This window comes from Blautia sp. MSK.20.85 (assembly GCF_013317245.1).
Classification (GTDB): domain Bacteria; phylum Bacillota; class Clostridia; order Lachnospirales; family Lachnospiraceae; genus Blautia_A.
Window position 1 is genome coordinate 1 of the sequence record NZ_JAAIUN010000034.1, and the last position, 22,800, is coordinate 22,800.

29 protein-coding genes and 3 pseudogenes are annotated in these 22,800 nt (G+C 42.0%); 27 read left to right on the forward strand and 5 right to left on the reverse strand.

The annotated features are described in order from the left end of the window. Positions 1 to 213: 213 nt before the first annotated feature. Positions 214 to 1,119: a DegV family protein gene (locus G5B12_RS14315; protein ID WP_021976141.1), complete on the forward strand. Its 906-nt coding sequence runs from the start codon at positions 214 to 216 to the stop codon at positions 1,117 to 1,119. A gap of 29 nt (positions 1,120 to 1,148) precedes the next feature. On the opposite strand, the gene G5B12_RS14320 is transcribed toward G5B12_RS14315, so the two are convergent. Next, positions 1,149 to 2,528: an MATE family efflux transporter gene (locus G5B12_RS14320; protein ID WP_021976140.1), complete on the reverse strand. Its 1,380-nt coding sequence runs from the start codon at positions 2,526 to 2,528 to the stop codon at positions 1,149 to 1,151. Positions 2,529 to 2,678: 150 nt separating this feature from the next. Here G5B12_RS14320 and G5B12_RS14325 point away from each other — a divergent pair, with 150 nt between their 5' ends. The 8 genes and pseudogenes from G5B12_RS14325 to G5B12_RS14360 all read left to right on the forward strand — a co-directional run bounded on the left by G5B12_RS14325 (position 2,679) and on the right by G5B12_RS14360 (position 7,664). Next, positions 2,679 to 3,542 (forward strand): LysR family transcriptional regulator, encoded by an 864-nt coding sequence (locus G5B12_RS14325; RefSeq protein ID WP_021976139.1) that lies wholly within the window; start codon positions 2,679 to 2,681, stop codon positions 3,540 to 3,542. A 17-nt stretch (positions 3,543 to 3,559) separates the two neighbouring features. Continuing rightward, positions 3,560 to 4,705, forward strand: coding sequence for an aldo/keto reductase (locus G5B12_RS14330; RefSeq protein WP_021976138.1), 1,146 nt, complete (start codon positions 3,560 to 3,562; stop codon positions 4,703 to 4,705). A gap of 24 nt (positions 4,706 to 4,729) precedes the next feature. Further along, the gene (locus G5B12_RS14335; protein ID WP_021976137.1) at positions 4,730 to 4,963 is read left to right on the forward strand and encodes a DUF3791 domain-containing protein; all 234 of its coding nucleotides are present in this window, start codon (positions 4,730 to 4,732) and stop codon (positions 4,961 to 4,963) included. Continuing rightward, positions 4,963 to 5,432: pseudogene (locus G5B12_RS14340) on the forward strand (DUF3990 domain-containing protein). The gene G5B12_RS14335 and the pseudogene G5B12_RS14340 overlap by 1 nt, the downstream one beginning before the upstream one ends. Continuing rightward, positions 5,429 to 5,656 (forward strand): DUF3791 domain-containing protein, encoded by a 228-nt coding sequence (locus tag G5B12_RS14345; RefSeq protein ID WP_021976135.1) that lies wholly within the window; start codon positions 5,429 to 5,431, stop codon positions 5,654 to 5,656. Before G5B12_RS14340 ends, G5B12_RS14345 begins: the two are co-directional and overlap by 4 nt. Positions 5,657 to 5,675: 19 nt before the next feature. Beyond that, on the forward strand, positions 5,676 to 6,104 hold the full coding sequence (locus tag G5B12_RS14350; RefSeq protein ID WP_021976134.1) for a hypothetical protein: 429 nt from the start codon (positions 5,676 to 5,678) through the stop codon (positions 6,102 to 6,104). Between the two features lie 75 nt (positions 6,105 to 6,179). Further along, entirely contained in the window at positions 6,180 to 6,656 is a 477-nt protein-coding gene (locus tag G5B12_RS14355; RefSeq protein ID WP_021976133.1) for a pyridoxamine 5'-phosphate oxidase family protein, read from the forward strand. Between the two features lie 24 nt (positions 6,657 to 6,680). Then, positions 6,681 to 7,664 carry a D-2-hydroxyacid dehydrogenase gene (locus G5B12_RS14360; RefSeq protein WP_021976132.1) on the forward strand — a complete coding sequence of 328 codons (984 nt, stop codon included), beginning with the start codon at positions 6,681 to 6,683 and terminating at the stop codon, positions 7,662 to 7,664. 44 nt (positions 7,665 to 7,708) lie between these two features. Here the strand turns inward: G5B12_RS14360 and G5B12_RS14365 are convergent, their stop codons facing one another. Both G5B12_RS14365 and G5B12_RS18545 read right to left on the reverse strand, forming a co-directional pair. Continuing rightward, on the reverse strand, positions 7,709 to 8,347 hold the full coding sequence (locus G5B12_RS14365) for a helix-turn-helix domain-containing protein (protein WP_244096109.1): 639 nt from the start codon (positions 8,345 to 8,347) through the stop codon (positions 7,709 to 7,711). 21 nt (positions 8,348 to 8,368) lie between these two features. Next, positions 8,369 to 8,617, reverse strand: a pseudogene (locus G5B12_RS18545) (cupin domain-containing protein); the annotation flags it as partial. A gap of 140 nt (positions 8,618 to 8,757) precedes the next feature. Between G5B12_RS18545 and G5B12_RS14370 the strand changes: the two are divergent. The 7 genes from G5B12_RS14370 to G5B12_RS14400 all read left to right on the forward strand — a co-directional run bounded on the left by G5B12_RS14370 (position 8,758) and on the right by G5B12_RS14400 (position 13,494). Then, entirely contained in the window at positions 8,758 to 9,942 is a 1,185-nt protein-coding gene (locus G5B12_RS14370; RefSeq protein WP_021976130.1) for an MFS transporter, read from the forward strand. A 101-nt stretch (positions 9,943 to 10,043) separates the two neighbouring features. After that, positions 10,044 to 10,484 carry a MarR family winged helix-turn-helix transcriptional regulator gene (locus G5B12_RS14375; protein WP_021976129.1) on the forward strand — a complete coding sequence of 147 codons (441 nt, stop codon included), beginning with the start codon at positions 10,044 to 10,046 and terminating at the stop codon, positions 10,482 to 10,484. An 85-nt stretch (positions 10,485 to 10,569) separates the two neighbouring features. After that, the gene (locus G5B12_RS14380; protein WP_119247999.1) at positions 10,570 to 10,860 is read left to right on the forward strand and encodes a hypothetical protein; all 291 of its coding nucleotides are present in this window, start codon (positions 10,570 to 10,572) and stop codon (positions 10,858 to 10,860) included. Positions 10,861 to 10,958: 98 nt separating this feature from the next. After that, positions 10,959 to 11,411, forward strand: coding sequence for a GNAT family N-acetyltransferase (locus G5B12_RS14385; protein ID WP_174088604.1), 453 nt, complete (start codon positions 10,959 to 10,961; stop codon positions 11,409 to 11,411). A gap of 96 nt (positions 11,412 to 11,507) precedes the next feature. Continuing rightward, complete coding sequence (locus tag G5B12_RS14390) at positions 11,508 to 12,092, forward strand: NUDIX hydrolase (protein ID WP_174088606.1); 585 nt, start codon at positions 11,508 to 11,510, stop codon at positions 12,090 to 12,092. Beyond that, on the forward strand, positions 12,089 to 12,880 hold the full coding sequence (locus G5B12_RS14395; RefSeq protein ID WP_118071669.1) for a carbon-nitrogen hydrolase family protein: 792 nt from the start codon (positions 12,089 to 12,091) through the stop codon (positions 12,878 to 12,880). The genes G5B12_RS14390 and G5B12_RS14395 overlap by 4 nt, the downstream gene beginning before the upstream one ends. 17 nt (positions 12,881 to 12,897) lie before the next feature. After that, positions 12,898 to 13,494, forward strand: coding sequence for a thymidine kinase (locus G5B12_RS14400; protein ID WP_174088608.1), 597 nt, complete (start codon positions 12,898 to 12,900; stop codon positions 13,492 to 13,494). 86 nt (positions 13,495 to 13,580) lie between these two features. Here the strand turns inward: G5B12_RS14400 and G5B12_RS14405 are convergent, their stop codons facing one another. Further along, positions 13,581 to 14,564, reverse strand: coding sequence for an MATE family efflux transporter (locus G5B12_RS14405; RefSeq protein WP_330597738.1), 984 nt, complete (start codon positions 14,562 to 14,564; stop codon positions 13,581 to 13,583). On the opposite strand from G5B12_RS14405, the gene G5B12_RS17250 reads away from it, so the two are divergent. From G5B12_RS17250 to G5B12_RS14435, 6 genes and pseudogenes are all read left to right on the forward strand, one after another. After that, the gene (locus G5B12_RS17250) at positions 14,541 to 14,810 is read left to right on the forward strand and encodes a LysR family transcriptional regulator substrate-binding protein (protein ID WP_180214449.1); all 270 of its coding nucleotides are present in this window, start codon (positions 14,541 to 14,543) and stop codon (positions 14,808 to 14,810) included. The two genes, G5B12_RS14405 and G5B12_RS17250, sit on opposite strands and share 24 nt — an antisense overlap. Then, positions 14,788 to 14,997, forward strand: coding sequence for a hypothetical protein (locus tag G5B12_RS14415; RefSeq protein ID WP_174088611.1), 210 nt, complete (start codon positions 14,788 to 14,790; stop codon positions 14,995 to 14,997). Before G5B12_RS17250 ends, G5B12_RS14415 begins: the two co-directional genes overlap by 23 nt. Before the next feature lie 76 nt (positions 14,998 to 15,073). Next, positions 15,074 to 15,184, forward strand: a pseudogene (locus tag G5B12_RS14420) (VOC family protein); the annotation flags it as partial. A gap of 58 nt (positions 15,185 to 15,242) precedes the next feature. Next, a complete protein-coding gene (locus G5B12_RS14425) occupies positions 15,243 to 15,602 on the forward strand; it encodes a DUF2500 domain-containing protein (protein WP_148448121.1) in 360 nt (119 codons plus the stop codon). 38 nt (positions 15,603 to 15,640) lie between these two features. After that, on the forward strand, positions 15,641 to 16,429 hold the full coding sequence (locus G5B12_RS14430; RefSeq protein WP_174088613.1) for a class I SAM-dependent methyltransferase: 789 nt from the start codon (positions 15,641 to 15,643) through the stop codon (positions 16,427 to 16,429). Positions 16,430 to 16,576: 147 nt separating this feature from the next. Beyond that, positions 16,577 to 16,996: a hypothetical protein gene (locus G5B12_RS14435; RefSeq protein ID WP_174088615.1), complete on the forward strand. Its 420-nt coding sequence runs from the start codon at positions 16,577 to 16,579 to the stop codon at positions 16,994 to 16,996. Between the two features lies 1 nt (position 16,997). Here G5B12_RS14435 and G5B12_RS14440 read toward each other — a convergent pair whose 3' ends face one another. After that, positions 16,998 to 17,633 (reverse strand): class I SAM-dependent methyltransferase, encoded by a 636-nt coding sequence (locus G5B12_RS14440; protein WP_118169987.1) that lies wholly within the window; start codon positions 17,631 to 17,633, stop codon positions 16,998 to 17,000. Between the two features lie 192 nt (positions 17,634 to 17,825). Between G5B12_RS14440 and G5B12_RS14445 the strand changes: the two genes are divergently transcribed. The 5 genes from G5B12_RS14445 to G5B12_RS18550 all read left to right on the forward strand — a co-directional run bounded on the left by G5B12_RS14445 (position 17,826) and on the right by G5B12_RS18550 (position 22,661). Then, positions 17,826 to 18,443, forward strand: coding sequence for a helix-turn-helix domain-containing protein (locus G5B12_RS14445; RefSeq protein WP_174088617.1), 618 nt, complete (start codon positions 17,826 to 17,828; stop codon positions 18,441 to 18,443). A gap of 5 nt (positions 18,444 to 18,448) precedes the next feature. Next, the gene (locus tag G5B12_RS14450; RefSeq protein ID WP_174088619.1) at positions 18,449 to 19,270 is read left to right on the forward strand and encodes a hypothetical protein; all 822 of its coding nucleotides are present in this window, start codon (positions 18,449 to 18,451) and stop codon (positions 19,268 to 19,270) included. A 25-nt stretch (positions 19,271 to 19,295) separates the two neighbouring features. Then, a complete protein-coding gene (locus G5B12_RS14455; protein ID WP_174088621.1) occupies positions 19,296 to 21,761 on the forward strand; it encodes a hybrid sensor histidine kinase/response regulator in 2,466 nt (821 codons plus the stop codon). 10 nt (positions 21,762 to 21,771) lie between these two features. Beyond that, positions 21,772 to 22,377: a GNAT family N-acetyltransferase gene (locus G5B12_RS14460; RefSeq protein WP_118071671.1), complete on the forward strand. Its 606-nt coding sequence runs from the start codon at positions 21,772 to 21,774 to the stop codon at positions 22,375 to 22,377. A gap of 152 nt (positions 22,378 to 22,529) precedes the next feature. Continuing rightward, the gene (locus tag G5B12_RS18550; RefSeq protein WP_442859964.1) at positions 22,530 to 22,661 is read left to right on the forward strand and encodes a PF20097 family protein; all 132 of its coding nucleotides are present in this window, start codon (positions 22,530 to 22,532) and stop codon (positions 22,659 to 22,661) included. The last annotated feature ends 139 nt before the right edge of the window (positions 22,662 to 22,800 follow it).

Consider the following 22,800-nt stretch of genomic DNA (forward strand, 5'->3'; position numbering starts at 1 on the left):
TGTCAATGAGAAAGAAAAGGTTCGTAGTAAGTTTGCGTCCAATTAAGTATTTAGAAGAGCTTTTAGAAGCTTAAAAAGTAGAAAAAAATAGAATTTGCAGTTGCTAACCATTCATGCGTTTGTCGTGTAAGTGTTATAGTTTTACATGGACAGAAATTGTCAAAATGATTATAATAAAAGAATTAACATTATTATCGTGTGAAGAGGGTTTTTATGGAAAAATATTTTACTATTGTAAGTGACGGTTCCTGCGATCTGCCGGAAGAGATCGTGAAAGAAAAAGAAATCGGCGAGGTGCATTTCCTGGTTTCTTTTGACGGAAAAGAATATAAAAAAGAAGGTGTAGAAATCCGTCTGGAGGATTTTTACGGGAAAATGGTGGCGGAGTCCAATGTTTTTCCGCTGACAGCGGCACCGTCTCCAAATGATTATTATGAAGTTTTTAAAGAAAAGGCAAAAGAGGGAAAAGATATCCTTTGTATCTGTATTTCCACCAAGCTTAGTTCCTCCATGCAGTCCGCAGAGATCGCAGCAAAGATGCTTGCAGAGAAGTATCCGGACATTCAGGTGAAGATCATTGACTCTCTGGCCTGTACGTTGATGCAGGGGCTTTATGTGCTGGAAGCCTGCAGACTTCGTGACCTGGGTTATACTCTGAAAGACAGCATTGAAAGAATGAACCAGCTGACAGATACCCAGAGGATCTTTTTTACGGTAGGAAATCTGGAATATCTGGAGCACGGCGGACGCATTGGAAAGGTTGCCAGCATTGCAGGTAAGCTTCTCAATGTGAAACCGCTGATTACCTTAAAGGACGGTGAGATTTATTCACCGGGGCTGAAAAGGGGCAGAAAAAAATCTATGGCAGGAACCATTGACCTGCTTCTTGATTACATGGAAGAGAACGGGTATACTCCAGAGAACTGTTCCCTGGTCATTGGTTACTGCTATGGATATGAAGAAGCGGAGAGCTTCCAGAAAATGCTGATGCAGAGCCTGGAAGAAAAATTCGGAACAACAGAGACAGTTCCCATTCACCGGATCGGAGCTACCATCGGTGTGCATACAGGCCCGTATGCCATTGGGATTGGAATCATCCGGCGGAGTGATATGGTATAAGTTTAAGAAAGAACAGGGCCGGCAGACGATTAATGTCTGTCGGTCCTGTTTTGGTATCTGCGGGCCGGATGATAAACAAGCACTGTGATGAGAATAAGCAACGCCGTTGTGGACAGGCTGACAGGATAAACCATCATCAGGCTGGAAAAACTGCGGTGGTTCGGGAATACGGCATATACCCATGCAATCCTGGTTCCGCAGACACCGATGGTTGTAAGCAGTGCCGGGACAAAAGAAATCCCGAAACCCCGGAGATAGCCGGACATGATCTCATAGAGCAGACTGAAAATGTATGCGGAAAAGATAATGACCAGACGGGTATAACCGATGTCAATAACCTGGGGATCACTGTTAAACAGGGAGAGCAGGAATTTTCCGCTGGAGAGGATCAGGATGGCAGCTGCAGCAGTTGTTACCAGACCTTCGGCTACACATAACAGCAGAACTTTTTTGCATCGCCGGATCTGCTTTGCGCCATAATTCTGTCCCACGAATGTTGTGCAGGCCTGGCTGAATGAATTAAATACATAATATACCAGGATCTCAATATTGAAGGCTGCACTGGATGCTGCGATCACAAGAGTTCCAAGACTGTTGATAGCAGACTGGATCACCAGATTGGCGATATTAAATACGGCACTCTGGATTCCGGCAGGAAGTCCGATCCGCAGGATCTTCAGGAGACAGGCTCTGTCAATGGATAGTTTATGTAAGTCAAGATGTACCCATTTCTCTGTTTTTGTCAGTTTGATAAAAAGAATGGAGGAGCTGACAATATTGGCGATCACTGTGGCTGTGGCAACTCCGTTCACATTCATTCCAAGGACGATTACAAAAAAGAGATTCAAAAGCACATTCAATACACCGCCGCAGAACAGGGCCAGAAGAGGTGTCCTGGTATCGCCGGTACTGCGGAAAATAGCAGCCTCAAAATTAAAGAGAAAGATCACAGGCAATCCCAGAAGATAAATACGGATATACAAAAGTGCATATGGAAAAACATCTGCCGGAACATTAAGCAGATTTAAGAAATTTCCGATCAGCCATTCTCCAAGCAAAGTAGTCAGGATACCTGCCAGAAAAGCGGCCAGAACGGAAGTGTGCACAGCTTTCTGGACTTCATGCTCATCTTTTCTCCCGATAGCATTGGCAATGACAACATTGGTTCCCAGGGAGAGACCGATGAAAAGATTCAGGATCACGCCGATCACAGGGCTGTTGGCACCTACCGCAGCAATGGCAACAGTACGGTCTGTGCTGGCAAAATTTCCTACGATCGCAATATCCGATGCGTTAAACAGCTGTTCCAGAATTCCGGTTGCTGCTACAGGGAGAGCGTACAGAGGAATCTTATTCCAGATAGAACCGTTCAGGATATCCAGCTTTGCGGTCTGTTTTTTTGATTTCATAAAGAACACCTCATTGATTTTAGTAAAATGATAATGCAAACAGAAGCTTTTTTGCCTCATACCATATACAGTATATATCCTTGAAAAATAATAGCAAATACCTATTAACTATGATATTATATAGCTAATAAGAATGATAGGAAGATGCTTATGGAAGTTCGTGAATTACGTTATTTTCTGGCAGTGGCAAGGGAAGAGAATATCACAAGGGCAGCAGAGAGCCTGCATATTGCACAGCCTTCTCTGTCAAAGCAACTGATGGAACTGGAGAAGAAACTGGGGAAAAAACTTCTGATCCGTGGAAAACGGAAGATCACTCTGACAGAGGAGGGGGTTCTTTTGCGCAAGCGGGCAGAAGAAATCCTGGAACTGGTGGAGAAGACCCAGCAGGAAATCAGCTCAGATACGGAAGATGTCATCGGAGATATTTATATGGGTGGAGGTACGCCGCCATCGGTTCTTGGGGCAGCTGCGAAGCTTCGGGAACGATATCCGGATGTGAAGTTTCATTTTTACAGTGGAGATGCCACAGACGTGTCGGAGCGATTGAACCATGGAACACTGGATTTTGCAGTTATGCTGCAGCCCATTGACAATGTGAAATACGATTTTTTTTCCCTGAAAGAGATTTCACAATGGGGAATCCTTGCAAAGAAAGACGATCCATTTTCCAGCGGAAAAGTGATAACAAAAGAAGATATCAGGACAATGCCTCTCATCATGCATCAGAGAATTGGTCTTCAGAATGAGATTGCGCACTGGGCAGAAATGGATGTGGAGGACTTAAATATTGCGGCAACCTATAATGTGGTTCATGGAAGCCCCATTTCTTTTGTACAGCAGGGGTTAGGGTATTTTCTGACAACCAGAGAGATGCTGGCACCGGAACTGGATCCGGAAGTATGTTTTCTTCCGCTGGAACCCCAGCTTCCTACCAGACAGGCTCTGGTATGGAAAAAGCATGCGGTATTCAGTAAGGCAGCAGAGATATTTAAGAGTATAATTATAGAATAGATCAGGAGGAAAAAGTAATGAAAACAAGAAGATTAGGAAAAACAGAGCTTCAGGTCAGTGAGATCGGTTTTGGAGGAGAATGGCTGGAGCGCCATCCGGAGGAGGAAAGTATTGAGCTGATCCATTATGCATCTTCAAAAGGAATCAATATCCTGGACTGTTGGATGCCGGACCCGAAATCCAGAAATATCATTGGGGAGGGAATTAAGGAGAACCGTGACAAATGGTTTATCCAGGGACATATCGGATCAACCTGGAAGGATGAGCAATATTACCGTACCAGAGAGATGGAGTATGTGCGTCCTGCATTCGAAGATCTTTTAAAAAGACTCCAGACGGATTATATTGATCTTGGAATGATCCATTACGTAGATTCTGAGGAAGAATGGGATGATCTTCAGCAGTCTGAATATATGGATTACGTAATGGAACTGAAGAGAACAGGTGTGATCCGTCATATCGGTATGAGCTCCCATAATCCGAAAGTGGCGAAGAAAGCGGCAGAATCCGGCTATGTGGAGATGATCCTTTTCAGCATCAATCCTGCGTTTGACATGCTTCCTGCAAGTGAGAACATTGATACCATGTTTGCAGAAGAGTTTGACAGCAGTCTGAAGGGAATCGATGCAGACCGTGCCCGCCTGTACAAAGCATGCGAGGAAAATGATGTGGGAATCACAGTTATGAAGGGCTTTGCAGGCGGAAGACTTTTTGACGAAAAACGTTCTCCTTTCGGTGTAAGCCTGACACCGGTACAGTGCATCCATTACGCACTTACAAGGCCTGCAGTCTGTTCCATCATGTGCGGCTACGATACAAAAGAGCAGGTCAATGATGCCGTAGCATATGAAACAGCAACGGAGGGAGAAAAAGATTACGCGTCTGTGATCGCCAATGCACCGTTCCATTCCTATAAAGGAGAGTGCACCTACTGTGGACACTGCAAGCCATGTGCGGCAGAACTGGACATTGCCATGATCAATAAATTCTACGATCTTGCCACCATGCAGCCGGAAGTCCCCGCAACCATAAGATCCCACTATGAACTTCTGGAGCACAAAGCCTCCGAATGCATCGGCTGCCAGGAATGCGAAACCCGCTGCCCGTTTGGAGTGCCGATCGCAGAGAGGATGGAGAAAACTGCGAAGTTGTTTGGGTGTTGATATCTGATACAGGAGGCCTTGGGAATGATGAAACAAAACATAGAAAAGTCAAGAGAACTGGAGTTTGCGATATTTTGTATTGAAAATATAGCAGCAAAACTGGGTGTAAGTGCAGAAAAGGTATATGATGCGCTGACAGAAAAAAGTGATATTTTGAATGATTACATCATTCCGGAATATGAGATACTTCATACCCAGGGGAAAGAATATATTGTGGATGATATTATTGAGGTTATGAAAGAGAGAGGTGTTTTGTAATGATAGTATATCATGGCTCATGGCTTGAAGTGAAAAATCCAGATTTAAAACATTCCCGGTCAGATGTTGATTTTGGTAAAGGATTTTATGTGACACCTCTCAGAGACCAGGCTGTGAAATGGTGTGGAAAATTCAAACGGCGCGGTAAACAAGGGATTGTTACAACCTTTGAGTTTGAAGAAAACGCACAGGAAAATCTGAAAATTTTGAAATTCGATTCTTATTCTGAAGAATGGCTGGATTTTATTATGAATTGCAGAAGAGAAAAGGATGATTCAGATTATGATATTGTTATGGGCGGAGTGCCAATGATAAAGTGTTCAATACGGTTGAACTATATTTTGATCAGTTGATTGACAAAAATGAGGCAATTAGCAGACTGAAGTATGAAAAGCCGAATATGCAAATCTGTTTTCGCACAGAGGAGTCTTTGGAGCATCTTCATTATGAGAGGAGTTTTGAAGTATGAATGCTAATCCGATTTTGTTACAAAAGAAATATGTACGGATAGTAGAATTATTTGCAGAAAAAATGGGGATTTCTGTTGAAACAGCATTGGGTATTTTTTATCATTCACAGCTGTATCAGTTGATAAGTGAGGGAATTTCAGATATGCATTGTATGAGTGATGGATATCTGGCGGAAGAGCTGGAAATAGAATATAACAAAAAACAGCCATGGAACATGGAATAAGTAACAAGGGGAAAAATTCATGCAGGTAGAACAATACGTAATGGCCTATGGCATTGAGCAGGACAGGATCAGGGCGATCATTCCGGAGGGATTTGTTTCTCTGCGTCCGGTTCTCAGAATCAATGCAGAGATCCAGGACAACAGTAATGGTTATCTGGAATTTAACACACCGGTAGAAAAAGACAATGCGGGATGTTATTTCCTGAAAGAAACACCGGAATTAAAAAAGCCGGAGACGATCGCCGAGAATAAAGAATTCTGTGACTGCACATTTCAGTGGAAGTTTACTGAAAAGGATGCCCATGGTGTCAGCATCGGAAAAACCCTTCCAGCCTATCCACAAGAGCCGGAAACGACCTATCCCAGAGATACATTTACAGCAGAAAATGCAGCAAAAATTCCATGCAGACAGGTGCTGGGAACATATAAAGTTATTTTTGAAAGATAGTAAAGTAAAGATAACGAAAAAACAGTCATAGCAGACAGAAAATAGACTAATACAGGGCAAGAGGAGGACTAGCTTATGTTTCGAAAAATGAGAAGATCCAAACAGGAATTAACCAAAGAAGAATGTATCGAAATCCTGAAAAAAGAACCAAGAGGCGTGCTTTCCGTGCAGGGAGAGGATGGATATCCCTATGGAATGCCTATGACCCACTGGTATAACGAGAAAGATGGAAAAATCTATTTCCACGGAGCAAAATCTGGTCATAAGATTGATGCCATCAAAAATTGTGACAAAGTTTCATTCTGTGTTATGGACGAGGGATATCGAAAGGAAGGAGAATGGGCACTAAACATTCGAAGTGTGATTGTGTTTGGACGCCTCCGTATAGTGGAAGAACCGGAAAAGGTCGTGGAAATCTGCACAAATTTATGCAAAAAATTCACGGATGATAAAGCATACGTGGAACATGAACTGAAACATTCCGGTCCTGCAGTTCTCTGCCTGGAGCTGAAACCGGAGCATATGACCGGAAAACTGGTAAACGAATCCTGAAAATCGCCTGCGGAGAAGAACATCATGGAAAATACAGAGAAGAAAATAAAAATTCTGATAAAGCCACAGTGTGAACCGGAAATCCGAAACAGGTTTATAACAAAATTCGGAAAGAAATGTGAGTTTGTTTTTGAAGAAAATGAAACCAGGGACTCCATTACAACAGCAGAGGTTGTGATCGGAGAACCGGAAGAATCGGAACTTCGGAAAGCCGAAAATCTCCATTGGATCCAGCTGACCTGGGCTGGCGCAGACAAATATACAAAAATGAAAATATTCCCGGAAACTATTACATTGACCAATGCTTCCGGAGCTTTCGGAAAAATTATATCGGAATATGTGATCGGGAACATCATTGCCCTGTATCGAGGACTTCCTGTTTACTGGAAAAACAAGCAGGAATGTCTCTGGGTACAGAATAGATCATCAGACACCATATATGGAAAAAATGTTCTTATCCTGGGAACCGGTGACATCGGAAAAAACATCGCTCACAGAATGCAAGCATTTGAAACCCATGTGACTGGAATAAAAAGAACAGCAGTCTCAGAACATTCGCAGCAGCTGAAAGACTTTGATGAGGTATATGATCTGACAGCACTGGATGATAAACTGCCACAGGCGGACATTGTGATCGGCTGCCTTCCGGGAACTTTGGAAACAAAAGGACTTCTGAATTACGACCGTCTGCATTCCATGAAAAAAGATGCAGTTCTAATCAATGTAGGAAGAGGAAGCCTTATTCCAACAGAAGACCTGATCCGGGCATTACAGGAGGACCACTTAAAAGGCGCAGTCCTGGATGTATTTGAGACAGAACCACTTCCGTTCGATTCTCCGCTGTGGGAAATGGACCAGGTTATTCTCACCCCACACATCGCAGGCCCAAGTTTCGGAGGAAACGCAGAAGTTCAGGATATGATCTGGAACATTTGCATGGAAAATCTGGAACGATATCTGAACGGAAAAGAATTAAAGAATATTGTCCGGTTAAATGAGGGATATTAACAAAGGCGATGAATATCGGTGCAAGGCTCGTACCCGGAAGTATCTCAGGAAAATTTGCCGGAAAAATTAACGGATGATTTCGCTTCAGTTCGATATTGAGAGGGAGATTTTCCTACAAGTTTTTTAAAGATCCTGCAAAAATAACTGACATTGTCATATCCGACTCTGACAGAAACGCTGGCTATTTTGTCAGAGCTTTCCCTTAATATTTTGCAGGCGATGCTGATACGATATTGAATAAGATACTCGACCGGGGATATTCCGATATTTTCCCGGAAATAGCGTAAAGCGGTGTTGGGACTGATATTCGCGGCAGCTGCAATATCTGTCAGTGATATTGGGGCGGCGTAGTGTGTCTGGATATACTCGAGCATTATTGGAATCATGCGTTCAGAGTGTGAAGGCAGAACACTTGATCTGGGAGTAAGCTGTTCCGGGGAAAGATGCTCTGTCATAATAAGCCAGATTTCACTTAAAAGGTTATGAATGAGAAGCTCCTGTCTTTCCGGTGAGGCCAGATTAAGAAACAATTGACCGCAGAGATCCAGAATATGTTTTTGCCATGTTTGCTGCTTGAAAATAACGCAGGGAAGCATGGCATTTTCTAATGGCAGAATATATTTTTTGTAAATAAGACTTTCACCTGGAGCAAGAAAAGTGGGGGAAAATACAATATTAGGCATGACGCCATAGTTTTCGGCTGTGAAATGATGCAGCATACCACTGTTGATAAAAATTCCTTCGCCGGAATGTAAGGTATAGGTTTTCTGCTCAACCTGGCAGGTAACAGTACCCTCTGAAACGCAGATGATCTCAAATTCCTTATGCCAGTGCCAGTTGATATCGTTATTATAAAATTTCCGGGTATCATCTATATAAAATTCCAAAGGAAAATCAGGCCCGCCGTGTTTTGTGGTTTCCTGCAGATTGCTGTTTGTATGAATGTTCTGCATGAGATTACAGAATTCCTTTCTGTTATATATAGTGATATTGTACTATAAAATGAAAGAAAAGTGCAATTACAATTTTAAAATGTGGTGATATAATACAAAAGATTGAAAAGGAATTACAATAATATGGAGGAGGATTTCTGATGAAAGACAAATATCAGAAAACGGTATATGCCTGTTTTGTGGGTTACATCGTGCAGGCAATCGTAAATAACTTTGTGCCGCTGCTTTTTCTGACATTTGAAAAAAGCTACCATATTCCACTGAGCCAGATCACAATGCTGATCACATTCAATTTCGGGATCCAGCTGCTCATTGATCTTCTGTCTGCAAAATTTGTAGACCGGATCGGCTACCGGATTTCCATTGTTCTGGCTCATGTATTTTCAGCGGCAGGACTGATCTGCCTGGTGATCCTGCCGGATCTTTTGCCTAATGCATTTGCGGGATTATTTATTTCCGTAGTGATCTATGCAGTAGGCGGCGGATTGATCGAAGTGCTGATCAGCCCTATTGTGGAGAGCTGCCCAAGTGATAATAAAGAAAAGGCAATGAGCCTTCTGCATTCCTTTTACTGCTGGGGTCATGTGGCAGTGGTCCTGCTTTCCACGATCTTTTTCCGTATATTTGGAATTGAAAACTGGAAGATCATGGCACTGATCTGGGCGATTGTTCCTATTGTAAATGGTATTACATTTACAAAAGTTCCTATCGCAACTCTGATCGAAGAGGGCGAGACAGGAATGACAATAAGAGAATTATGCAGGAATAAGACATTCTGGATCCTGATGTTAATGATGCTGTGTGCCGGTGCAAGTGAACAGGGTGTCAGCCAGTGGGCTTCAACATTTGCGGAGCAGGGACTGGGAGTAACCAAGACCATCGGAGACCTTGCAGGTCCTATGGCATTTGCGATCCTGATGGGAAGTTCCAGAGCCTTTTATGGAAAATTCGGAGACAGGATGGATCTGGACAAATTTATGATCGGCAGCAGCATTCTCTGCATTATTTCCTATCTCTGCATTTCCCTTGCACCATCTGCATTTGTGTCACTGATCGGCTGTTCCATCTGCGGATTTTCCGTGGGAATCATGTGGCCGGGAAGCTTCAGCAAGGCATCCATGGCACTGCGAAGAGGAGGTACATCCCTGTTTGCGCTTCTTGCACTGGCCGGAGATGTAGGATGCTCCGGAGGTCCGACTTTAGTTGGATTTGTGTCCGGGATATTATCAGACAACCTGAAAAAAGGAATCCTGGCAGGGGTTATTTTCCCTGTATTTTTGCTGGTGGGAATTCTGCTTTTGGGAAAGAGCCGGAGTGCGGAGTGAAATAATTCTTAAATTTTATAAATTGCTATTGACAATAGTACGATTTCGAACTAATATCTAACGGTACGAAATCGTACTATTTTTTATGGAGGTAAATATCATTGACGAACCGGGAAAAAATTGACCGGATCTATGAATCAGCACAGAAAATAGATCAGGTATATGATGTATGGGCTACGAAACATAAATTAACTTTATATGAAATGATGATGTTTTATGAAATTTTTCAGAAGGAAAACAGGGAGATCACACAGAAAGAGTTAAGTATGAAACTGGGAGCACCTAAGACTTCTGTTAACAGCCTTATTAAGAAACAGTTAAATGCAGGATATATCTGGATGCAGGTTAATCCACAGAACAAAAGAGAAAAGATCATATCACTGACAGAAAGTGGAGAACGTTTTGCCAGAAATCTGGTTCAGCCGCTGTTTCAGTATGAGGAAGAAGTCATAGGAATGCTGGATGACAGAGATGTGGAAACTGTTATTACAGTACAGAATAAATTTGCGGATATCTTACTGAGTAAGATGGAAGATATATAAGAGAGGAGATATTTTTTGGATACACAAGTTAAGTTATCTGGCAGGCGGTGCTGTAGTAGATTTTTTTGCAAAAAACAACGCCCAGGTGGAGACGATCGCACTGTATGGATTCCGGATCGTGGCAACCAGCTTCCTGATGATGGCCTACAACGTATTTGCATCCGGCTGGTTCACTGCATTAAACGATGGAAAAACATCTGCGATCTTATCTTTCTGCCGAACTGTCATTTTCATGATCGCGCCGGTACTGATACTGCCAGGGATCTTTGGCATGGATGGAGTATGGATGTCCATTACAGCTGGTGAGGTTTTGAGTATTCTTATGAGTATTTTTTATTTCAGAAAATACAGAAATATGTGGAGCGTAAAAGTATAAAATGGGACAGGGCAGCTTCCGAAATTGAGGAGGCTGCTCTGGCTTTTTTATGGTATACTGATATCAGTTTGATATAAGATAAACGAGAGGATAAATAGATGGAAAAAAAGATCGTTCAGGTTCAGGAGAGAACTCAGCAACTGATCCGGCAGTTATTAAATGTTTGGGAAAGTTCTGTACGGGCAACCCATGATTTTCTTTCGGAAGAAGAGATCATCAAGATCAGGGAATACGTTCCCATGGCAATAGAAAATGTAGAATATCTGATCATTGCGGAAAAAGAATTCGGAGAGCCTGTTGCATTTATGGGAATTGACAGTAATCGGCTGGAAATGCTCTTCCTTTCTCCGGAGGTCAGAGGAAAAGGGCTTGGAAAGCAGCTGCTTCAGTACGGTATTGAAACTTATAACATTCAGGAACTCACCGTAAACGAACAGAATCCCCAGGCAGTCGGCTTTTATGAGCATATGGGATTTCAGACTTATAAAAGAACGGATCATGATGAGGAAGGGAATCCGTATCCGCTTTTGTATATGAGATTATCCAGATAAGCAAAGCGATTATTTGCCTATGGTTAAGTGCAGGATGCGGGATTTATCAGTGCTATATTTAGACTGTGCTAATAAAGCAGAAAGGGAAGGATAAGAATGAACTGTCAGGAATTGACTGATCAGATAGAAGAATACAAGCCTTATAATGAGCAGGAAGAAAAAGACAAACGTCTGATCCTGGACTGGATCAGAAATAATGAGAATGCTTTTTCCAGAGAAAATACAGTAGCCCATATGACGGCTTCCGCCTGGGTTGTGAACAGGGAGCGAACCAGAGTTCTTATGGTATATCACAATATTTACAACTCCTGGTCCTGGCTTGGAGGACATGCGGATGGGGAGACGGATCTTCTGTCTGTTGCGATCCGGGAGGTAAAGGAAGAAGCCGGAATCTCCAATGTTCATCCGGTGTCCGAGGAGATTTTTTCCATGGAATCCCTGACTGTAGATGGTCATGTGAAAAAAGGAAAATACGTATCCAGCCATTTGCACTTTAATATCACATATTTCCTTGAGGCAGACCCGGAAGAAGCGGTTTCCATAAAAGCAGACGAAAACAGCGGCGTAGCCTGGTTTTCACCGGAAGAAGCATTGGAGAGATCTACAGAACCGTGGTTTGTGGAGCATGTTTATAGCAAACTTTTGGAAAAAATGAAGGATGTGAAGGGGAACGGTAAATGAAAATTGCACTTGTACAGATGAGTATGGGAAAGGAAATATCCGAGAATCTTGATAAAAGCCTGAAATACTGTGATATGGCAGAAAACTGTGATCTGGTCTTTTTTCCGGAAATACAGCTGACACCGTTTTTTCCGCAGTATCACAATATATGTGTGGATCATTACTGTATAGATATGGATAATGATGCACTGGTAAGATTGTGCCAGAAAGCCAGGGAGCATCGATATTATTTATCACCAAATGTCTATCTGGAATCAGAAGGAGCCAGATACGATACTTCTCTTTGGATCTCCCCGGAAGGAAAAATCCGAGATACTGCAAAAATGGTCCACATCGCACAGAATGAAAATTTTTATGAGCAGGATTATTATACACCGGCGGAGGACGGCTTTAAAGTTTTTGCCACACCATTTGGAAAGATCGGCATTGTAATCTGTTTTGACAGACATATGCCGGAAAGCATCCGTACCTGTGCAAAAAAAGGTGCAGACCTGATCATAGTCCCGACTGCAAATACAAAAGCAGAGCCAATGGAAATGTTTGAATGGGAAATGCGGGTTCAGGCCATGCAGAACCAGGTTTTCATTGCCATGTGCAACCGTGTCGGAACAGAAGATAAAATGCAGTTTGCCGGGGAATCCATCGTGATCGATCCAAGAGGGAAAGTCCTTGCAAAAGCAGATGACAGGGAGCAGTTACTGGTGTGTGATATTGATCTGCAGGAGGTAAAAAAAGTCAGAAGCAGTCTGGATTATTTATCCCTTCGAAGACCTGAGCAGTATGAGTAATAAAGGAGAAACAAAAAATGGCAAAACTATATTTCCGATACGGGGCGATGGGAAGCTCGAAATCTGCCAATATTCTGATGGTTCGTTATAATTATGAAGAACGTGGTCAGTATGCGGTGTTGCTGAAACCAAGAACAGATAACAGAGATGGAGAGCACGAGATCCAGTCCCGCATAGGTCTGGCGGCTCCGGCTGAATATGTGGACGATTTTATGAAAAAAATTTCGGAATTATGGGATACCAGGAAAGCAGAATATCTGTATCACGGAAAAAAAGTAAATGCCATTCTGGTGGATGAAGCACAGTTTCTTTCCCCGGAAGAAGTCGATACATTATCAGATATTGTGGATTTTTATGAGATTCCGGTTCTCTGCTATGGCCTTCGTACAGACTTTTTGAACCACCTGTTTCCCGGTTCCAGGCGACTGATGGAAATAGCAGATGTTATCGAAGAAGTTCCCACTGTCTGCTGGTGCGGGAAGCGTGCACAGTGCAATACCCGATATTCCAACGGAAAGATTGTGCGGGAAGGTGCCCAGATCATGTTGGGATCAAATGAGAGCTATGTGGCGCTTTGCAGAAAACATTATAAAGAAGGGAAATTGTGGAAATGAGATAACATCCTGAACACAGGTCGCGAAGCGGATTGCGAATGTCCTCTTTACGCACGGAAGAATATGATACTTCAAAGCCAGATAAGTCAAAACGTCTTACCTGGCTTTTTTGCAATGAATCCGATTGTAATAAGGATTATCGTTAACACCCATGAAATCGGGAACGCATAATACAGAATATTTAACTGATGATAATGTCTGAAAACCGTACAGATCCATACAATGCGAAAACAGCAGTTTCCAATAATAGTAGCAACAGCCGGGTACAGGGAATGTCCGGTACCTCTTAATACGCCTGCCGGGATCTCGTACAGGTTGCACAGCGGTTCGAAAAAAAGAATGCACAGGATACGAAGGCAGGCATTTTGTATCACTGTTTGATCTGCAGAAAAAAATCCTGAAAAAAAATTCCGGAATATGACAAGTGGTTCAATAAGGATCAGACTGCTCACAATAGAGAAGACCAGACATATCCGCAGGATTTTTCTGCATCGGTAAAGCTGCCCGGCAGAGTAATTCTGGCTGGTAAAGGTGGTAGCTGTCTGATCGAAAGCAGTAATCACGTAATAGGTAAAATATTCAAAGTTCATGGCAATGGTACTGCCTGCAATTGCAGAAGAGCCAAAGCTGTTCACAGAGGCCTGTACAAAGATATTGGCAAAGCAGAATACAGCACCCTGGATGGCCGAAGGGATTCCCACTTTAAGAATTGCACTTACAGATCCGGAATAAAGATCACATTTATGAAGTGCAAATGGAAAAGAAGAAGTATCCTTTTTCAGGCGGCAGATCAGAAGGAGCGCAGAAAGCATGGTGGACAGAACTGTAGCAGCGGCAACTCCGGAAACGCCAAGCTTAAAGAATACCACAAATATAATATTTAGAAACACATTTACAATTCCCGACAGAGTGAGAGCAAGAAAGGGATAACGGCTGTTGCCGCAGGCTCTGAGGATCGCAGAACCAAAATCATAAAGCAGCAGAAAGGGATAACTGACAAAATAGATCCGAAGATAAAGCACGGAGGAAAAACGGAGGTATCCGAATTGCTGGAGAAGAACCATGCACATCCCAATATCCGTTTTACCACATGGGAAGATTATGCCATCATGTCAATGGTGGAGCGGGGACTGGGGATCGGAGTGCTTCCAGATATGATCCTGAAACGGATTCCATACCAGATCGCGATCCGATCATTCAGAAATCCATATTTCAGAGAAATTGGACTGGTAATGAAAGACAGAACAAAGCTGACTCCGGCAACCAGGAAGTTTATAGAATATCTTACGATCAATGAACGGTTGGAACGGCTGTGATCTCGGCGGAGCTGCACTTGCATCTGCTATTGGTATGGTGATTCTGCTTTTTTCGGTACTGTTCGGAGGAAACAGCTTGTGGATGGTAATGCCGGTGGTGGAAATTGTGGTGTTATTCATCAGTGTCATGTTTTTGAAATTTTCTCAGACATCCGAGTACTCCGAAAGAATTCAGAAGATGAAGTGACTGACAGTAAATATGTTAGTTGTATAGAACATTATAGTGTGGTAAACTTCAATCAATAAGAGTTGGAGGAGTGTCTATGAAATTAAAAAACGTTTTGATAGTAGTAAAAGATATCGAAAAATCGAAACAGTTTTATCATGATCTGTTTGGCTTGGATATGATATTGGATAATGATGGAAATCTGATCGAGGTAGGAACGCCGATATAATAAAAGAATCTCTGGGCAGATAAAGGGGGAAGAAATTATGTTTTATGGACTTGACCAGGTATTTAATATTTTATTTGCAATTATATTTTTCTGTGTCTTAGGAACGATGGTTTATATTTTTGTGAAAAATATCAGCACATGGAATAAAAATAACAATTCTCCCAGGTTAACGGTCACTGCTAAGATTGTTGCAAAGCGAACGAAGGTTTTCCATAATCAGCAGTCTGATGGTTTCAGCACCACTACATCAACCAGTTACTATGTGACTTTTGAAGTAAAAAGCGGTGACCGGATGGAGCTGTCTGTCGCAGGAAAGGAATATGGTCAGATGGCAGAGGGAGATGTTGGTGAATTAAGTTTTCAGGGAACCAGATTTCTTGGATTTGAGAGGAACTGAAAAAATGACGGAATATGTGGGAATTGGAGGTAAGAAGCATGAAAGAAAAAACAAATTATGGAAACTGGGTACCAGAGAAAATGCTGTATCTGATGTTTGGGCTGGCAGCAGTCTTTCTTGTAATTACTGTAGCAGCGAAGGCTGTGTTGCATAAGCCGGTGATTGCTATAGTGCTGGGGGCGCTCTGCATACTGTCACTGCTCTATGCAGTCTACATGCTGATCTGCCATGAAATTTTCGCATTTGGAAAAGGCAATATGATGGCAGGAGTCCATGAGCATCTTGTGGATCATCTTAAATGGAACGGAGAAGGGAAGCTTCTGGATATCGGATGCGGAGCTGCTGCACTTACAGTTCGCTGTGCAAAAGCGTTTCCTGAGGCCAGGATCACCGCAGTGGATTACTGGGGAGTAGAATGGAGTTATGCAAAAGAGCAGTGTGAGAGAAATGCGCGGATCGAGGGAGTTGCAGATCAGATCACTTTCTGGAAAGGTGATGCTGCAAAACTGGATTTTCCGGACGGAACGTTTGATGCTGCAGTGAGCAACTTTGTATTTCATGAAGTGCGCTCTGCAAAAGACAAGAGAGATGTGGTAAAAGAAGCGCTCAGAGTAGTAAAAAAAGGTGGAGTTTTTTCCTTCCAGGATATGTTTTCTCAGAAAGCATTGTACGGAGATATGGATGAATTTGTCCGCATATTAAAAGCAGAAGGAATCTCAGAAGTACATTACATAGGAAACCTGGAGAAGAAGCTGGGGTTCATTCCAGGTTTTGTGACAACACCGTGGATGATAAGTGGAATGGGCATTCTGTATGGAAAAAAATAAGTCAGAGACAGAATAGATAAGAGCTGTAAAAAATAGAGTTTGCACGGTTTTTTTGAAAAGCTTGGGATCAAAGAGCCGGTTTTTATAGGTGCAAGTGATGGCGGTATGGTTGCAGAGACGATAAAAAGTCTCAGGAAAAAGTATTTTTTGGCACCGCTGATGCTGTTTTATATGAAGCATTGTAATTATGAGAAACTGAAACCGAAACTGATCAAAGTCGGAATGGGACATAGCCGGAACGAGAGCAAGGAAGAACTTGCATATGCCAAAGATATGTTTGAAACCATTTTCAAAGATTATACCAAAGAAAAAGATGTGCATATTTCTGGTCTGCTGGCTGATCTGATGAAGCAGACGCCGGTTACGGAAACGGATTTTAGGATGCTTAAGGGAAAAATACTTCTGATACTTCCAGACCAGGATTTCTTTTCCGGAAAGATGCAGAAAGACCTTATACAGCTGATGCATGATCCTGTCATCCAGTATGTTTCAGGCGGACATCGCTCTACGATTTTGAAAGCGGATGATTATGTAAAAGTGATCCGGGATTTTCTGGGAAATATATAGATCATTTCCTCGCAACAAGATGTGCGCGGAAGCCTTTCTGCTTTTCCATAGTCAGTACGGTGAAGCCGGCTTTTTCTGCCATGGCGATGAATTCTGCAGGTTTGTGTATCTTTACATCGCCGTGTCCGAACAGATTAGCCAGGGGCATCTCCAGATGATTCATAAGCCAGACAACAAAGTTGGAGGAAGTATAGTCACGCAGGATCAGGCGGCCGCCTTTACGCAGGACACGGTAGGTACTGTTAAAAAAGTCCTGGGGATTTGGATAGTGATGAAAGCTGTTTGCACAGATAACGGCGTCAAAAGAATCCGTCTCAAAGGGCAGATTTTCACTGTCACCTACAAGAAATTCCGTGTTGGAGAGATTCTTGGCCTGAGCCACATGGATCATCTCAGGAGTAAGATCCAGGCCGGTGTAGTGTTTGTCCGGATATTTCTCATGAAGAAGTTCGATCATCGGGCCGGTTCCACAGCCACAGTCCAGGACATCGCAGAAAGGCTCTTTTTCCAGTTCGGCCAGGATCGGAGGATAATCGTCTTTGCACATTTCGTAAATACCGGCATGGCCGCTGTCATAGATTTTGGCTGCCTGCGTAAATTCTTTGACAGAAAGTTTTTTATATTCTTCAGGGGTCATAGCAACGTCTCCTTGATATTGATTTGCTGTTAGATTCTACTAACTAACGGTATCATAAATTTCAGGAAAAGTCAAAAGGAATATGGTTGATAAAACATGACAGAGCTAATATTTGCGTAAGAAAGAAGTGTCAAGAAATAAAAACTTGACACTTCTTTCTTTTGCATGTTATAGTCAAACTGAGGTGGTTATATGAAAGTAAAAGAACCAGACTTAACGGAACAGATCAGAGAGATTTTTGGTACAACAGATGCTAAAGAATTAAGGCGAATCGCAGAAGATGCAGCATGCTACAGAAAAAAAGGAAATTCTGCAAACAGGAGTCCTGTCGGCAGAAAGAATTCTTTTACAGATCCACAGCTTGCGAATATCCTTGCGTTGCAGAAGCAGGGTGTGAAGATTACAGAAATTGCAAAAAAGTACCATGTATCCAGACAGACGATCTACAGTCAGATAAAACGTGTGCATAATTTCAGTGAAGATCCAGATGTAAAAATGAGGATGTATTTTATGAACAGGGATTATCTGTGCACGATGATAGATATAGATTTTTTACACGAAAAAATTTATATTAAAAATTATACGGATCAGATACCATTAAGAGCATTTGGAGTTGTGGATAATCCAAGCTGGAATGATTTTGAGTATTTTCTGGAGGACAGATGTTTTCCCAGGACACGCGATCATGCAAAAGAAATCCTGAGAGATATGAGAATTCCTTTTTACGATCCACTTCTGATTATTGAAAAAACAGATGGATATATGGAAGGGGATCACCAATGGATCATAATGGTAAAAAAGGAGAGATGATTTTTATGGATAAAGTTGAAATTGATAAATATTCTCCTTTACACAAGACAGGCCATACATCAAAAGGTGATCAACGTAAATGGAAGATTGATAATCTGTGGTATAAGGCGGATTATATGGGATATGAGAGCCTGGCAGAGGTACTTGTTTCGAAGCTTCTGGACAGAAGTGAATTGAGCTATCCGTTTGTAAGATATGAGCCCGTTCAGATCGAATATAAAGAGCAGGTTATATCTGGTTGTGTTAGTGAGGATTTTTTAAAAAAGAATGAAATTCTGATTCCAGTTGAGAAATTGTATCGCCAATATATGGGGGAAAGCCTGGCTATAAGGCTGACTGATTTTGAAGAAGTTACGGAAAGAATTCAGTATATGGTAGAACAGGTTGAACGTATAACTGAGATTGAAGGTTTTGGCAAGTATATTACGGCAATGTTGGAGATTGATGCTTTTTTTGTAAATGAGGACAGACATACCAATAATATTGCTGTGATCTATAATGAAAAAACACAGCGATATTCGCTCAGCCCTTTATTTGACCAGGGACTTTGCATATTTGCAGATACCAGTGTGGACTATCCACTAGAATTATCCTACGAGGCTTGCCTGGAAAAAATAGAATCAAAACCTTTTAGCATGGATTTTGACATTCAGCTTGAGGCAGCAGAAGAATTATATGGAACCCAGATAGATTTTAATTTCAACATTGAGGATGTAAATGCCATTCTGGATTCCGTTGCGGGGATATATTCTGAAGAAATCTGTAATCGAATTAGGGAATTGTTGCGTTATCAGATTCGAAAATATTCTTATCTGATAAAAAAATAATCAACATCATCAGGGAGGTGATGCCATGCCGTCATATAAAGAACAATTTAACCTGAATATTTTTGACCATAGTTCTGTAGGATATTGCGTGCTGGAACTTGTGCTGGACGATAAAGGACAGCCGGTGGACTGGATCTACCGTTACTGTAATCAGGCCTTTGCAGATATAAAAGACTACAGGCTGGAAGCGATGATCGATCGGTCCTTTCTGGATCTGTTCCCGAAAATTGATGAGAAGTGGTTATACGCCTGTTATGGGGCGGCATATGAGAACAGGTCCAGTGAAATGGTGATTCGAAAAGGAAAAAAATATCATGTGACAATCACACCTATCGGGAAGAGCGGATTCTGTTCCGGACTGATCCAGGCATGGGATAAGGACAGAAATCCAGATGACGAGATACAGGACCCGCTAAGAGATGAAGAATTTATCATAAGAAAACTATTTCCGGAGTACGTTTCCCTGTATCGGATAGAACTTAATTCCGGAAAATTTGAGATTCTCCGTCTTGCTGAAAATACAAATGCCAGAAAACTGGCGGACAGGAAAGACAAAACATTTGCCAATTTTGATGATTATGCGAAAGAATATGCGGATTCCTTTATTTTAGAACAGGACAGAGAAGAATTCCTGAACTGGCATACCTGCAGAAATATGAAGAGAAGGCTTTGTAATACGGAAAAGATTACCTATCATTACCAGAGCGTTTCAGAAACAGAAAAAAATAAATATTATGAAGCCTATGCGGTACAGGGAAAAAGCGATGAGAAAACATTTACCATATTTTTAGGATATCGCAGTATAGACAGTATTCTTTATAAGGAAAAAGCGACACAGAAACGACTGGAGAAAGCACTGGAGGAAGCGGAACTGAGAAACGAGATCATATCTTCCATTGCAAAAACATATCAGTATATATCAAGAATTGATATCCAGGCGGACTGGTTTGAAGAAATTTCAAACAAAGATAAAGAACAGTTGAATTTTATAAACTCCGGTGTTCTGTCAGTCAATAATAAAAAAGTATACAGACAATATATTGCGGAGGAATATCAGGAGGCATTTTTTAAATTTACAGATATTTCTACGCTGCCGGAACGAATGAAGAATGAAGAAACCATTGCCATGGAATACCGGATGAAGGATGGAAACTGGCATAAACTTCGTTTTATTGAAAAAAAGAGGGACACAGATGGAAATCTGACACATGTGCTCTGTGCGATCCGAAGTATCAGTGCGGCAAAGAAACGGGAAGCATCGCTTCTGTATCAGGTGGCGGAAGCGAAAAAAGATGCAGCTCTTAAATCCAGGTTTTTGTCAAACATGAGTCATGATATCCGTACACCAATGAACGGGATCATCGGTATGATCGATCTTGCAAACCATTATCCAAATGATCTTGAAATGCAGCAAAAATGCAGAGATCAGGTTCTGGAATCCTCCAAACATCTGGTTTCTCTTGTAAGCAATATACTGGATATGAGTAAACTGGAATCCGGAGATATTATTGAACAGGAACTGGATTTTGATCTCACAGAGGTGTTAAGCAGAGCAAATACCGATAAGCAGATTCTGGCGGAAGAAAAAAATATTGATTATGTGGTGGACTGGAAAAAAGGAAATTTAAAGCATGTATATCTGGTAGGAAACCCGGCTTATTTGGAGCGACTTCTGACGATAGTTGCGGATAATGCGGTGAAATTTACAGAACCAGGAGGCACGATACATGTATGGTGTTGGGAAAAATCTGTGGATGACAGTCATGTGATGTATGAATTTGTATGCGAGGATAACGGAATCGGCATGAGTGAAGAGTTTATAAGCCATGCATTTGAGATGTTTTCTCAGGAAAATGAAACCAGCAGAACCAAATACGAAGGTGCGGGGCTTGGCCTTGCGATTGCTAAGAAGATTGTAGAAAGAATGGAAGGTACCATTGAGATAAAAAGTAAAAAGGGCAGTGGGACAACTGTAACAATGACACTTCCGTTTAAGATCGGACAGCCGGAAAAAAACGAAATTTCAAAAACAGATAACGGAACCAGGCAGGAAATGTCTTTTGAGGGAATGCGCGCCCTGATAGCGGAAGATAATGAACTGAACATGGAAATTGCAAAATTTATGCTGGAAAATAACGGAATCCGCGTAGAGTGTGCGGCTGATGGGGAAGAAGCAGTGAAAAAATTTGAAAAAGCGCAGCCGGGGTATTATGATGTGATTTTCATGGATATTATGATGCCAAATATGAATGGCTGGGATGCGGCACGCAAGATCCGTTCCATGAAGAGAACAGATGCCGGAACAATACCGATCATTGCCATGAGCGCCAATGCATTTTCTGAGGATATCATTAACAGCCGTATTTCCGGGATGAACCAGCATCTTACCAAACCTCTTGAGGAGGCAAAAATTTTGGCTGAGCTTAAAGAGTGTCTGAGCAGGCAGGAAAGCGGCCCTGGCTCTGCTGGATCAGATCAGAAGAAAGGATAAAGACAGGATAATGGAAATATTAAAAGCAAAAGAAACAGATATTGACGATATCGAGAGAATTTATGAACATATTCATGATGAGGAAGAAAATGGAAGAGCTGTGATCGGATGGATCCGGAATGTATATCCGGTGAGAAGGACAGCAGAAGATGCTTTGAGCCGGAATGATCTGTTCGTTATGAAAGAGAAAAATGAAGTTGTGGCAGCGGCAATCATCAATCAGATCCAGGTTGAGGAATATAAATATGCCCGGTGGAGAGTAGAAGCAGAGGACAGTGAAGTTATGGTGCTGCATTGTCTGGCTGTAGAACCTTCAAAGAAGAATAAAGGCTATGGAAAAAAATTTGTGGCATTCTATGAAGATTATGCCAGACGTTGCGGATGCAGTTCACTGCGAATGGATACCAATGCACGGAATACCCGGGCAAGAAAGCTGTACCAGAAGCTTGGATATGAGGAAACAGGGATTGTAAAATGTACGTTTAACGGGATTCCGGATATCCAGCTTGTGTGCCTTGAAAAAGATCTGGATGCAGAGGAAGTTAAGATGAAATGTCCTTATTGCGGAAAAGAGATGAGTGAAGGCCAGATTCATTCTTTTAACCAAATCAAGTAAGTCCCCTGCTTCAATTGCGAAAAGCAATAAGCAGTAGGTGGGGACTTGCTTGTATCAGGAGGAGTGCAAGCTCCTCCTGATAAACTGCGGAGCAGTTATTTGGTTATGAGCAAGTAGCGAAGCGGATTGCGAATATCCGCTTGACTTCCGGAATGGAATGGAGAACCAGGGGAGAGTCCATACGGTTAAATACAGAAAAAGGCCTGTCAAAAATGATATATGGTGACCGGATTGATGCTTATCGTTGTGAGCATTGTAAGAAAATCATTATATCTTATGAATAAACTGGACTATAATGTAAGGAAGAATGAACGATGTTATTTAAGAAAGCAAACCTGGAAGATTTTCACAGGATAAAACAGTTTTACTGGGATCTTATCGATGAGATGAGTGACTAGAATGATAAGATCGGATGGAAGAAAG

Bases quoted from the DNA above. Each gene is read 5' to 3' on its own strand.
- G5B12_RS14315 (WP_021976141.1), top strand. From the start codon at position 214: ATGGAAAAATATTTTACTATTGTAAGTGACGGTTCCTGCGATCTGCCG.
- G5B12_RS14320 (WP_021976140.1), bottom strand. From the start codon at position 2,528: ATGAAATCAAAAAAACAGACCGCAAAGCTGGATATCCTGAACGGTTCT.
- G5B12_RS14325 (WP_021976139.1), top strand. From the start codon at position 2,679: ATGGAAGTTCGTGAATTACGTTATTTTCTGGCAGTGGCAAGGGAAGAG.
- G5B12_RS14330 (WP_021976138.1), top strand. From the start codon at position 3,560: ATGAAAACAAGAAGATTAGGAAAAACAGAGCTTCAGGTCAGTGAGATC.
- G5B12_RS14335 (WP_021976137.1), top strand. From the start codon at position 4,730: ATGATGAAACAAAACATAGAAAAGTCAAGAGAACTGGAGTTTGCGATA.
- G5B12_RS14345 (WP_021976135.1), top strand. From the start codon at position 5,429: ATGAATGCTAATCCGATTTTGTTACAAAAGAAATATGTACGGATAGTA.
- G5B12_RS14350 (WP_021976134.1), top strand. From the start codon at position 5,676: ATGCAGGTAGAACAATACGTAATGGCCTATGGCATTGAGCAGGACAGG.
- G5B12_RS14355 (WP_021976133.1), top strand. From the start codon at position 6,180: ATGTTTCGAAAAATGAGAAGATCCAAACAGGAATTAACCAAAGAAGAA.
- G5B12_RS14360 (WP_021976132.1), top strand. From the start codon at position 6,681: ATGGAAAATACAGAGAAGAAAATAAAAATTCTGATAAAGCCACAGTGT.
- G5B12_RS14365 (WP_244096109.1), bottom strand. From the start codon at position 8,347: ATGCCTAATATTGTATTTTCCCCCACTTTTCTTGCTCCAGGTGAAAGT.
- G5B12_RS14370 (WP_021976130.1), top strand. From the start codon at position 8,758: ATGAAAGACAAATATCAGAAAACGGTATATGCCTGTTTTGTGGGTTAC.
- G5B12_RS14385 (WP_174088604.1), top strand. From the start codon at position 10,959: ATGGAAAAAAAGATCGTTCAGGTTCAGGAGAGAACTCAGCAACTGATC.
- G5B12_RS14390 (WP_174088606.1), top strand. From the start codon at position 11,508: ATGAACTGTCAGGAATTGACTGATCAGATAGAAGAATACAAGCCTTAT.
- G5B12_RS14395 (WP_118071669.1), top strand. From the start codon at position 12,089: ATGAAAATTGCACTTGTACAGATGAGTATGGGAAAGGAAATATCCGAG.
- G5B12_RS14400 (WP_174088608.1), top strand. From the start codon at position 12,898: ATGGCAAAACTATATTTCCGATACGGGGCGATGGGAAGCTCGAAATCT.
- G5B12_RS14405 (WP_330597738.1), bottom strand. From the start codon at position 14,564: ATGTGCATGGTTCTTCTCCAGCAATTCGGATACCTCCGTTTTTCCTCC.
- G5B12_RS14415 (WP_174088611.1), top strand. From the start codon at position 14,788: ATGAACGGTTGGAACGGCTGTGATCTCGGCGGAGCTGCACTTGCATCT.
- G5B12_RS14425 (WP_148448121.1), top strand. From the start codon at position 15,243: ATGTTTTATGGACTTGACCAGGTATTTAATATTTTATTTGCAATTATA.
- G5B12_RS14430 (WP_174088613.1), top strand. From the start codon at position 15,641: ATGAAAGAAAAAACAAATTATGGAAACTGGGTACCAGAGAAAATGCTG.
- G5B12_RS14440 (WP_118169987.1), bottom strand. From the start codon at position 17,633: ATGACCCCTGAAGAATATAAAAAACTTTCTGTCAAAGAATTTACGCAG.
- G5B12_RS14445 (WP_174088617.1), top strand. From the start codon at position 17,826: ATGAAAGTAAAAGAACCAGACTTAACGGAACAGATCAGAGAGATTTTT.
- G5B12_RS14450 (WP_174088619.1), top strand. From the start codon at position 18,449: ATGGATAAAGTTGAAATTGATAAATATTCTCCTTTACACAAGACAGGC.
- G5B12_RS14455 (WP_174088621.1), top strand. From the start codon at position 19,296: ATGCCGTCATATAAAGAACAATTTAACCTGAATATTTTTGACCATAGT.
- G5B12_RS14460 (WP_118071671.1), top strand. From the start codon at position 21,772: ATGGAAATATTAAAAGCAAAAGAAACAGATATTGACGATATCGAGAGA.
- G5B12_RS18550 (WP_442859964.1), top strand. From the start codon at position 22,530: ATGGAATGGAGAACCAGGGGAGAGTCCATACGGTTAAATACAGAAAAA.